Below are 10,521 nucleotides of genomic sequence, written 5' to 3' on the forward strand. Positions count from 1 at the left end.
ACCCCTCGGACCTAGTCTGTCGACGTTGGCGAAAACCCGTCGCAACCACTCATCCACCGCGTAGCGTGAGCGGCCTCAACCAGAAAGGCACGACTTCATGAACAAGAGGGTCATCGCGGCGGTCTTGGCGGCCGTGCTGGCTGTTGTCGGTGTCGTGCTGCTGGTCGGCTACGTCAACAACGCCGACGAGCGGGCTTTCAGCGGCGCCAAGCTCCAGAAGGTGTTGCAGGTCAAAGAACCTGTTCCGGCCAACACCAAGGGCAGCGATCTCGTCGGCAAGGTTGCCGTCGTGCGCTTGCCCAGGTCCGCCATCGCGCAGGGGGCGGTGACCGACCTGGCCGACGTCGCCAAGCTGTCGACCACGACGTCTCTCGAGCCGGGCGAGCAGCTGCTTCTCGCCCGCTTCTCCGCCGCCGCCGCCGGTGGCGGCGCTCCAGTCGTCCGCAAGTCCGACCTGCCGCTGGGCATGCAGGAGCTGACAATCCCGGTCGACGTGGCTCGTGCCCTCGGCGGGACGATCAAGGTCGGTGACACCCTTGGTGTCGTGGCGAGCTACCAGACGAGCGACGGCGACGGGATCACCCGGATCGTTCAGAACAGGGTGCAGGTCATCCGCATCAGCGATGGCGGTCCGGTCGCCGAGGGACAGGTCGGCGGTACCCAGCTCGTCACCTTCGCCGTGCGGACGCGAGATGCCGGCAAGATCGTCAACGCGGTCGAGTTCGGGAAGATCTATCTCACCCGGCAGAACAAGGACACCGAGGGCGGTAACGGCGGCTCGATCTCCAGGAATGACGTGACGCAATGAGCACCATCTGGATTCTTGCTGCGAACACAACTGTGACCGAGATGGTGACGTCCCTGCCCGGACATGACGTCGTGTCGATGGACCGCGATCAGGTCACACGAATGACGCAGACCGAGGGAATGGAGAGCTTCGCGGGCTCGGACGCCAGGCAGCGCCCGGACATCGTGGTGCTGGGTGACGACATCCCTGTCGGGGAGGCACTGTCGATCGCCCACGCGATCGACACTGCTGCCCCCCAGGTGGAGGTCATCTTGGTGGCAGAGCCCGACACGGACCTCGCGCTGCGCGCCATGCGAGTCGGGATTCGCGAAATCGTCGTACCGGCGATCCTCGACGACGACCTCAAGGTCCTGATCCATCGCGTCACGGCCGCGCTCACACTGCGGACCACGACACAAGAGTCCACCGGTCCCGCAGGGGCGGAAGCCGGACGGATCGTCGTCGTGATCTCACCCAAGGGAGGTGTCGGCAAGAGCACGATCGCCTCAAACCTGATGATCGTGTTGGCCAGGCACGCTCCGATGGAAACTGTGCTGGTAGATCTGGACGTACAGTTCGGTGACGCGGCCAACCTGCTCGACCTCAAGCCGGCGCACTCGCTGGAAGACGCCTTTGGCACCTCGGCGGCACTGGACACCCTCATCCTGAAGACCTTCCTCACGGTGCATCCGGCAGGTTTCTATGTCCTGTGTGGAGCCGAGTCGCCTACCGTGGGTGACCGCGTGCAAGCCGACCACGTCAAGCGTCTGCTGGGCCAGCTCGCGTCACAGTTCAAGTACGTCGTCGTCGACACGTCATCGGGTCTCACAGAGCACACGCTGGCGGCGCTCGAAGAGGCCAATGACGCTGTGCTCGTGTCGAGCATGGACGTGACAAGCATCCGTGCGCTCCGTCGTGAGGTTGACCTGCTCAGTGAGCTCGAGCTGCTGCCGGCGGCCCGTCACCTCGTCGTCAATTTTGCCGACCGACGTTCGGGACTGAACCAGCGAGACATCGAAAACGTGGTCGGCATGCCGGTCGCCGTCACCATCCCCCGTTCGGCCGAGGCCCCGCTCGCGGGTAACCGCGGTGAGCCCTTGATGCTGGCCAAGCGCCCCGGTCCGGTCGCCAACGGGATCGTCGAGCTGGCTGACCTGCTGACCGCGACCGCTGGCACCGGTGTCAGTGCTGGCAAGAAATCCCGACGTCGTGGGCGCAAGAAGAGCGAAGGGAAGTCCTGATGAGCAGCCTGAGCGAGAGGCTTGAGGCTGCTCGCAACAAGAGCGACATCATCCCGTCAGCGGCGCTGCCGGAGATCCCCGAAGTCGAGCAGACCGCGGCCTCGGCGCGAGTCGCTGGGGGACTCGTCGCGGTCAAGGGCAGGGCCGTGGAGCTGCTGTTCGAGCGCATCGGCGTGCGCATCAACGACGCGTCGCTGACGGAGGAGCAGCTCCGGCGTTATGTGCGGCAGGAACTGAGCCGGATCGTCGATGAGGAGCAGCTCTCGCTCACGGCGGAGGAGCGGCGGCGGCTGATCCAGGACATCGAGGACGACGCCCTTGGTCTCGGACCCCTCCAGCGGTTGCTCGCGGACCCCGAGATCACCGAGATCATGGTCAATGGCCACGAGCAGATCTACGTCGAACGCAACGGCAAGCTCAAGCTGAGTGGGTTCCGGTTCAACTCCGAGGAGCACCTCCGGCGCGTGATCGAGCGCATCGTCGGTAGGGTCGGCCGCCGGATCGACGAGAACTCGCCTCTGGTCGACGCCCGACTGGCCGATGGCTCGCGTGTCAACGCGATCATCCCCCCGTTGGCGGTCCACGGCTCGTCGCTGACCATCCGCAAGTTCTCCGAGACGCCGTTCGAGGTCAACGATCTGGTGCGGTTCGGCACTCTGACCCGCCCCGTCGCCGAGCTGCTCTACGCCTGCGTCAATGCACGCCTCAACATCCTTGTGTCCGGCGGAACCGGAACGGGAAAGACCACCCTGCTCAACGTGTTGTCATCGTTCATCCCCTCCGACGAGCGCATCGTCACGATCGAGGACGCGATCGAGCTCAAGCTTCAGCAGGAGCACGTGGTCAGTCTCGAGAGCCGTCCGCCCAACATCGAAGGTTCTGGCGAGATCACGATCCGTGACCTGGTCCGCAACTCACTGCGCATGCGACCCGACCGCATCGTCATCGGCGAGTGCCGCGGCGGTGAGAGCCTCGACATGCTGCAGGCCATGAACACCGGCCACGACGGGTCGATCTCGACGCTGCACTCCAACTCCCCTCGTGACGCGGTATCGCGCCTGGAGACCTTGGTCCTGATGGCCGGCATGGACCTTCCGATGCGGGCGATTCGTGAGCAGATCGCGTCGGCTGTGGATCTCATCATCCAGCTGACCCGCATGCGCGACGGCACGCGTCGCATCACCGCGGTCACCGAGGTGCTCGGCATGGAGAACGAACGGGTTGTGCTGCAGGACGTCTTCGTCTTCGACTACTCCGCCGGAGTCGACGCCCACGGCAGGTTCAAGGGCACGCAGATCTCGACCGGGCTTCGTCCCCGGTTCACGGACAAGTTCGAAGAGATGGGCATCAAGTTCAACCTCGACAGCCTTGACCAACGGCCGGGGGCGTGACGCCGTGCTCCTGATCGCCGGGTTGCTCATCACCGTGCTCGCCGTCGTCGCGGGTGTCTTCGCCGTCACGGCGGCGCCCGTGCAGCGCGTGCCGCTCGAGCGCAGGGTCTGGGGCTCGCAGGAGGAGAAGCAGAGACTGTCCCTGACGTCCGACTACCTCGTGTCGTTGGCGGACAGGGTGCTGCGCCAGAGCTCGTGGGTGCCGTTTCGCGAACGCGAGCTCGAGCTTGCCGGAGTGCGGATGACGCCCGGCGCGCTCGTCGTTGCCGTCGGTGCGCTCGGCGTCACGTTGCTGGTCCTGATGACCCTGTTGACCGGCAGTCTCCTGGTCGCTCTTCTGCTCGCGCTTCTGGTGCCGGGTGTCGCGAAGGTGGTGCTGCGGGTCAAGACCGACCGCCGGCGCGCCGCCTTCGGCAAGCAGCTCGATGAGACGATCCAGCTGATCGCATCATCTCTGCGCGCCGGCCACAGTTTTGCGCGGGCACTTGACTCGGTAGCCACCGAGGCCGACTCACCCACCGCTGAGGAGTTCGCGCGGGTGATCAATGAGAATCGCATCGGCCGCGATCTGATAGTCGCCCTGGAGCAGACGGCCGACCGGATGCAGAACGAGGACTTCCGTTGGGTCGCGGAGGCTGTCGCGGTGCACCGCGACACGGGAGGCAACCTCAACGAGGTGCTCGATCGGGTCGGCCAGACCATGCGCGAGCGCAACCAGATCCGCCAGGAGGTCGACACGCTGGCGGCCGAGGGCAAGTTCTCGGCAATCGTGCTGATGGCCCTTCCCGTCGTCGTTGGCGGCGCCTTCTCGCTGATCAACCCCGGCTATCTCGGCCCGATGTTCACCACCAACCTCGGACGCGTGCTGCTCCTGGCCTCGCTCGTTCTCTACATCATCGGCGGGCTGTGGATGAAGAAGATTGTGAATGTGAGGTTCTGATGTCCGGCGGAGGACTCCTGTTGCTTGGGCTGGTGGCGGTCGGCGCCGCAGTCGTGGCGTCACTGTTCGCGCTCGGCATCCTTGGCGGCCCTCGCAAGGCGATTCTCGCCCGTCTCGAGGTCGTTGCGCCGCGGGCGGATCCCACCCCCGATGCTGGCGTGGTGCGGAGCGCCGACGAAGGGTCGACCCTCGTACGCGTGCTCACGAGCGGCACGTCGCTGGCCAAGATCAAGCGGAATGTCCTGCTGGCCGGTCGGCCAGCCGGGTGGACGGTGCCCCGTGTCCTGGCGATGAAGCTGATCTTCAGCCTCGTCGGGGTCTTCTTGCTGCTCATCATGCTGTCGAGCGGCTCGAGCGCAATGGCCTGGTTGCTCGGAGCGACAGCGATCTTCGTCGGCTACGTCTCGCCGGGGGTGTTGATCCAGAAGCGTGCCGAAGCCCGCCAGAAGCTGATCCAGCAACAGCTGCCAGACGTGCTTGACCAGGTGACGATCTCGCTGGAGGCCGGTCTCGGCTTCGAGGCGGCTTTCGCGCACATCGGCGAGCGTCGCTCCGGTCCCCTGGCCGAGGAGATCGTGCGGACCGTGCAGGACATGCGTCTGGGCATGAGTCGCCGCGACGCCTACCAGTCGATGGCCGACCGCACCGACGTCGACGACATGCGTCGTTTCGTCAAGAGCATCATCCAGGCCGAGCAGTACGGCGTCTCGATCGCGACGGTCGTCAAGACGCAGGCCGTCGAGATGCGCTTCAGGCGGCGCAAGCGCGCGGAGGCAGCGGCCATGAAGGTGCCGGTGAAGATAACCTTCCCGTTGCTGGTGTGCATCTTGCCCGTTCTGTTCATCGTCATCCTGACCCCGGCGGTCGTGAGCATGTCCAAATCCCTCTGACCAGTCATTCTCCGCTGAGCCCTTGTCAGGTGACTTTACATTCGCTACCTTGATGTAAAGCACCAACACAGGAGGACGAGCATGACGATCGAGGCAGCTGTCGATGGCCAGACCATCGAGTGGACCGACCGCAAGCGGTACCTGTGGATCGTCGGGGCGCTCGTGCCCCTGATTCCCATGATGTCCTGGGGGCTCTTCTCGCTCACCGACTCAACCCTGGCGTGGTACTTCGGACCCTTCTTCGTCTTCGTGGTCATACCGATCGCCGATCTCCTCGCCGGCCTTGACCCCAACAACCCGCCCGATGAGGTCCTCGAGCAGCTCGAGGAAGACCGCTACTACCGCTGGGTGACCTACGCGTTCATCCCCGCTCAGGTCGCGGGCCTGATCTGGGGCGCCTACCTCCTGGGTGGCGGCACGATGCTCGGCATCGATGAGCCACTGTCGATCGCCGCCAAGATCGGTCTGGCGCTGGGTCTCGGCATGGTCGCCGGCATCGGCATCAACACGGCACACGAGCTCGGCCACAAGAAAGAGGAGTACGAGCGGTGGTTCGCCCGCGTCGCCCTCGCGCAGACGTTCTACGGCCACTTCTTCATCGAGCACAACCGCGGTCACCACGTGCGGGTCGCCACCCCGGAAGACCCGGCCAGCAGCCGGCTTGGCGAGACCGTGTGGGAGTTCATGCCGCGTACTGTCTGGGGCAGCCTGAAAAGTGCCTGGGGCCTGGAGAAGAAGCGTTTCGAGCGTCAGAAGAAGTCGCACTGGACAATGAAGAACGACCTCCTCAACGCGTGGATCTTCTCTGTTGTTCTCTGGGGTGGGCTGATGATCGCCTTCGGCTGGGAGATCCTGCCCTACCTCGTGCTGCAGGCCGCGGCCGGCATCTGGCTGCTCGAGTCGGTCAACTATCTCGAGCACTACGGCATGAAGCGCAAGAAGCTGGAGTCTGGACGATTTGAGCGCGTCAACCCGAGCCACAGCTGGAACTCCAACAACATCGCGACGAATGTGCTGCTCTACCACCTGCAGCGACACAGCGACCACCACGCCAACCCCACCCGCCGCTACCAGGCGCTGCGCGACTTCAAGGAAGCGCCGGTCCTGCCGACAGGTTATTCCGGGATGATCGTCCTGAGCTGGCTGCCGTTCGTCTGGCGCCGGGTCATGGACGAGCGCGTGCTCGGGCACTACGAGGGTGACCTCGAGCAGGCCAACGTCCAGCCGCGCATGGCCGCGAACTACGCCCGCAGGTACGGCGCATGAGCAAGTGGATCTGCCCCAACTGCGAGTACGTCTACGACGACGACGTGGGAGACCCCCGCGAGGGGTGGCCCGCCGGCACCCCGTTCGGGCAGGTCGATGCAGACTGGACGTGCCCGGACTGCGGCGTGCGGGAGCAGGTCGACTTCCTCCCGATCGATCAGTTCGAGCGCAACGACCAGGACGGCAACATCATTGCGGCGGAGACCCGCGGCATCACACGCACCGTTGACGCGGAGCAGGACGACGAAGGAGCACGACAGTGAAACGGTGGGAGTGCCAGCAGTGCGGGTTCGTCTACGACGAGGAGCAGGGGTGGGAAGAGGAGAACATCGCCCCGGGCACCAAGTGGGAGGACATCCCCGACGACTGGACGTGCCCCGACTGTGGCGCGGCCAAGGCCGACTTCACGATGCTCGAGCTGGTCTGATGGTCGAACGCTCGGGCGTGCTGGACGCGGACCCGCGATGACTCACCGCACCGTCATCATCGGGGCCGGCATCGCCGGGGTCAGCGCCGCGAGTGCTCTGCGCTCCGCAGGCTACGACGGCGACATCACCCTCCTCGGCGACGAGCCCGAGCTGCCGTATCGCCGCCCACCGGTGTCGAAGGAAATCGTTCGCGGCGACAAGACATCCGACGAGATCCGCATCAAGAAGGCCGAGTGGTACGCCGCCCAAGACATCACCCTGCGTACCGGCGTGACGGTCGCGTCGATCGACACCGAGTCACGAGCCGTGCGGCTCGCCGACGACGAGGCGTTGTTCTACGACCACCTGCTGATCGCAACCGGGGGCCGTGCACGGAGCCCGTGGGAGGCCAAGGGCGTGCGTACGCTGCGCGGCCTCGCAGACATCCCGCGGCTGCAGGCCGAGCTGGCGTCCGGCGGGCACGTGATCGTGGTCGGCGCCGGGCTCATCGGCTCGGAGATCGCCGCCAGCGCGCGGGGGCTGGGTTGCGAGGTCACGCTGCTCGAGACGGCCTCACTCCCGTTGCCCCGCCTGCTCCCCTCGGCACTCGGCGAGCTGTACGTCGACCTCCACAAGAGTGAGGGCACAGACCTCCACACCGGCGTCATGGTCGCCGACATCTCTGACCAGGCCGGCACGACTGTCGTGCGCGCGGTCGACGGGCGCACCTGGTCGGCGTCGGTCGTGGTCGTCGCGGTGGGCATGGAGCCCAACGTCGAGCTGGCCGAGGATGCCGGCATCGTGACGGCGCCCTCGAACGAGGGCGGTGGCATCGTCGTCGACTCACGCGGGCGGGCCTCCGCACCGGGAGTCTTCGCCGCCGGTGACGTCGCCAACCAGCCCAACGCCGTCCTCGGCGGACGCCACCGCGTCGAGCACTGGCAGGGTGCGCAGAACCACGGCACCGCGGTCGGCAAGGTCATGGCCGGCGGCGACGACAGCTTCGGTGAGGTGCCGTGGTGCTGGTCTGACCAGTACGGGCACAACCTGCAGGTCGCCGGCTGGCCCGACCCGTCGTACGACCTGGTGGTGCGCGGCTCGCTCGCCGACCGTACCTTCAGCGCGTTCCTCCTCGACGACGGCGTCGTGCGGGGAGCCGTCGCGATCGGGCGGCCAAGCGACGTCCGCACCGCCCGCACCTGGATAGCGGCCGCCCGTCGCCTCGACCCGGCACTCCTCGCCGACGAGTCAGCCGACCTGATCGACGCGGTCGTGCCCGGACAGGACGAGCGGGACATATGACCGCCGGCGTCCACGAGCGCCTCCTCGACGCCGCCCAGGACGTCATCGGGAGCACCGGCTGGTCGACCGTGACGATGGCGCGCATCGCCGACGTGGTGGGGGTCAGTCGCCAGACGGTCTACAACGAGTTCGGCACGAAGCACGGCCTGGCCGAGCAGCTGGCGATGCGCGAGCTCGAGCGATTTCTCGGCGTGGTCCGAGAGCGCATGGCTGGGCAGGTCGACATCATCGGCGGCATCCGGGCGGCGTGCGAAGGAGTGCTCCTGATGGGTGAGCAGAGCCTCCTGGTGCGCACCATCGTGGGCTCGTTGCCGGACGAGCACGACACCGAGTTCCTCACGATCCTCACGACGGAGTCGGGCGAGATCGTCGAGTCGGCCGTCGCTGTGGTCAAGCAGTGCGTTGTCGACCTCTACCCGCCCTCGCCGCTCACCGATGCCGAGCTCGAGGTGGCGGTCGAGGTGGTCGTGCGTCTGGTGCTCTCGGCCATCACGCGTCCGTCGAAGCCCTCGGCTGACGCAGCAGCAGACATCGCGTGGATTGTCGGTCTGGCACTGAAGGGCGCCCAGGACTGAGCCGATGCCGGTGCGGGAGGGGTCGCGGCTCGGGCTAGATCCAGCGCTTGAACCACATCTTGTCGTGCCAGGTGTCGTAGGGGATGAGAGCGTCGGTGTAGATCGGGTGGAAGTAGCAGAACGTCCCGATGACGGCCGTCAGGAACCCTCCGGCGACGAGCCACACGGCATAGCGCTGCCGTGGTGTCACGGCCGAGCGCGCCACTGAGTTCACGACCAAAGAGATGGCAATGATCGTGAACGGGATCATGGTGACGGCGTAGAAGGAGAAGATCGGGCGGTCGTCGAAGCGGAACCACGGCAGCCAGCTGGCCAGAACGCCGAGCACGGCGATGCCCCAGCGCCAGTCGCGGGAGGGAATCCACGCGATTACCGCCGCGACCAGGGCAAGCGCCCCGGTCCACCACAGGATCGGATTGCCCAGGATCAGCACCTCGCGGATGCAGGACGATGTCTCGGGGGCTCCGCACGAGGCGGCGGGCTTGTCGAACTGTGCGTCGACGCCCACCGGTCGCTCCTGCACGAGCCAGCCCAGCGGATTGGACTGGTAAGGGTGCTTGGCGGAGTTGAGGTCCTTGGTGTGGAAGTCGTACGTCATGACGTGGAAGTGCCACAGCGAGCGGAAGGCGTCGCGGGTCTCGCCCAGGAAGCCGGTGGTCGGCTTGTCGACATATGCCCCCCACGGCGCTGAGTAATCTCCGTACCCCCGGCCGAAGCGTGCTTCGTACAGGTCGTGGTGGAGCAGGAAACCCGTCCACGTGGCGAGGTACACGAGGGCGGCCACGAGCACGATCGAGGCGAACGCTGGCAGACCCACGACGAGGGTCGTCCTGACCCAGCCGTGCCGTGGACCTGCCTGCTCCACCGGAGCACGACGCCTCGCGAGCACCTCCCAGATGACGGCCAGCAGGGCGAACACTGCGAGGACGTAGACCCCACTCCACTTGGTACTGCAGGCCATGCCGAAGCAGAACCCGGCGAGCAGCTGCCACGGCCGGACGAACTGGTAGCGGTCGAGGCGGTCGTGGAGCCAGTCGCGGTCGGCGACAAGACAGCCGACCCCGCACACCAGCCAGAACGTCAGGAAGACGTCGAGCAGGGCGAGCCGCGACATCACGAAGTGCATGCCGTCGAAGGTGAGCAGCAGGCCCGCGAAGCAGCCGATGACCGTCGAACCGGTCATCCGGCGGACGAGGCGCGCCAGCACGAGCACCGTCAACGTGCCGACGACCACGGCCGAGATGCGCCATCCGAACGAGTCGAGCCCGAACACGTACTCGCCGAGCGCGATGACCCACTTGCCGCCGTCCGGGTGCACGATCCACGACGGCTGGCCGGTGAAGAGCCCCGTCAGGTCGCCCTTCTCGATGTTGCCGTTGGCCTTCTCGACGAAGTCCTGCACGTAGCCGTGCTTGAGCAGCGACCACGAGTCCTTGGCGTAATAGGTCTCGTCGAACATCAGGATGCGGGGACGGCCGACGTTCCAGACCCGGACCGCGAAGGCGAGCAGGGCGACCGCGATCGGCCCGATCCAGCCCCATGTCCGTTCGGACCATCGGATCTTGGGCACCCGACGATCCTAGGCGAGCGGCCTGAGAGCATGGCTCCCATGCTCATCCTTGCCGCGACCCCGATCGGTCGGGTGGCCGACGCCAGCGGGGGGCTCGCCGGGGCGTTGGCCTCCGCCGACGTCGTGGCCGCGGGAGAGACCCCGCGGCTCAA

General features: G+C 66.3%; 11 protein-coding genes. 10 read left to right on the forward strand and 1 reads right to left on the reverse strand.

Annotation, left to right across the window (positions count from 1 at the left end; translation table 11 throughout):
• Positions 1 to 97: 97 nt before the first annotated feature.
• The 10 genes from H7290_RS13415 to H7290_RS13460 all read left to right on the forward strand — a co-directional run bounded on the left by H7290_RS13415 (position 98) and on the right by H7290_RS13460 (position 8,799).
• Positions 98 to 808, forward strand: coding sequence for an RcpC/CpaB family pilus assembly protein (locus tag H7290_RS13415; protein WP_290514519.1), 711 nt, complete (start codon positions 98 to 100; stop codon positions 806 to 808).
• Positions 805 to 2,028 (forward strand): AAA family ATPase, encoded by a 1,224-nt coding sequence (locus H7290_RS13420; RefSeq protein WP_290514520.1) that lies wholly within the window; start codon positions 805 to 807, stop codon positions 2,026 to 2,028. The genes H7290_RS13415 and H7290_RS13420 overlap by 4 nt, the downstream gene beginning before the upstream one ends.
• Complete coding sequence (locus H7290_RS13425; RefSeq protein WP_290514521.1) at positions 2,028 to 3,419, forward strand: CpaF family protein; 1,392 nt, start codon at positions 2,028 to 2,030, stop codon at positions 3,417 to 3,419. The genes H7290_RS13420 and H7290_RS13425 overlap by 1 nt, the downstream gene beginning before the upstream one ends.
• Positions 3,397 to 4,359: a type II secretion system F family protein gene (locus H7290_RS13430; protein ID WP_290514522.1), complete on the forward strand. Its 963-nt coding sequence runs from the start codon at positions 3,397 to 3,399 to the stop codon at positions 4,357 to 4,359. Before H7290_RS13425 ends, H7290_RS13430 begins: the two co-directional genes overlap by 23 nt.
• A complete protein-coding gene (locus tag H7290_RS13435) occupies positions 4,359 to 5,249 on the forward strand; it encodes a type II secretion system F family protein (protein WP_290514523.1) in 891 nt (296 codons plus the stop codon). The genes H7290_RS13430 and H7290_RS13435 overlap by 1 nt, the downstream gene beginning before the upstream one ends.
• Before the next feature lie 81 nt (positions 5,250 to 5,330).
• Positions 5,331 to 6,515 carry an alkane 1-monooxygenase gene (locus tag H7290_RS13440; protein WP_290514524.1) on the forward strand — a complete coding sequence of 395 codons (1,185 nt, stop codon included), beginning with the start codon at positions 5,331 to 5,333 and terminating at the stop codon, positions 6,513 to 6,515.
• On the forward strand, positions 6,512 to 6,778 hold the full coding sequence (locus H7290_RS13445; RefSeq protein ID WP_290514525.1) for a rubredoxin: 267 nt from the start codon (positions 6,512 to 6,514) through the stop codon (positions 6,776 to 6,778). Before H7290_RS13440 ends, H7290_RS13445 begins: the two co-directional genes overlap by 4 nt.
• Positions 6,775 to 6,942, forward strand: coding sequence for a rubredoxin (locus H7290_RS13450; RefSeq protein ID WP_290514526.1), 168 nt, complete (start codon positions 6,775 to 6,777; stop codon positions 6,940 to 6,942). The genes H7290_RS13445 and H7290_RS13450 overlap by 4 nt, the downstream gene beginning before the upstream one ends.
• A gap of 37 nt (positions 6,943 to 6,979) precedes the next feature.
• The gene (locus H7290_RS13455) at positions 6,980 to 8,224 is read left to right on the forward strand and encodes an FAD-dependent oxidoreductase (protein WP_290514527.1); all 1,245 of its coding nucleotides are present in this window, start codon (positions 6,980 to 6,982) and stop codon (positions 8,222 to 8,224) included.
• The gene (locus tag H7290_RS13460; RefSeq protein ID WP_290514528.1) at positions 8,221 to 8,799 is read left to right on the forward strand and encodes a TetR family transcriptional regulator; all 579 of its coding nucleotides are present in this window, start codon (positions 8,221 to 8,223) and stop codon (positions 8,797 to 8,799) included. The genes H7290_RS13455 and H7290_RS13460 overlap by 4 nt, the downstream gene beginning before the upstream one ends.
• Before the next feature lie 34 nt (positions 8,800 to 8,833).
• Here H7290_RS13460 and H7290_RS13465 read toward each other — a convergent pair whose 3' ends face one another.
• The gene (locus H7290_RS13465) at positions 8,834 to 10,369 is read right to left on the reverse strand and encodes a phospholipid carrier-dependent glycosyltransferase (protein ID WP_290514529.1); all 1,536 of its coding nucleotides are present in this window, start codon (positions 10,367 to 10,369) and stop codon (positions 8,834 to 8,836) included.
• Between the last annotated feature and the right edge of the window lie 152 nt (positions 10,370 to 10,521).

Origin of the sequence: Aeromicrobium sp., assembly GCF_014378035.1 — a bacterium.
Classification (GTDB): Bacteria; Actinomycetota; Actinomycetes; order Propionibacteriales; family Nocardioidaceae; genus Aeromicrobium.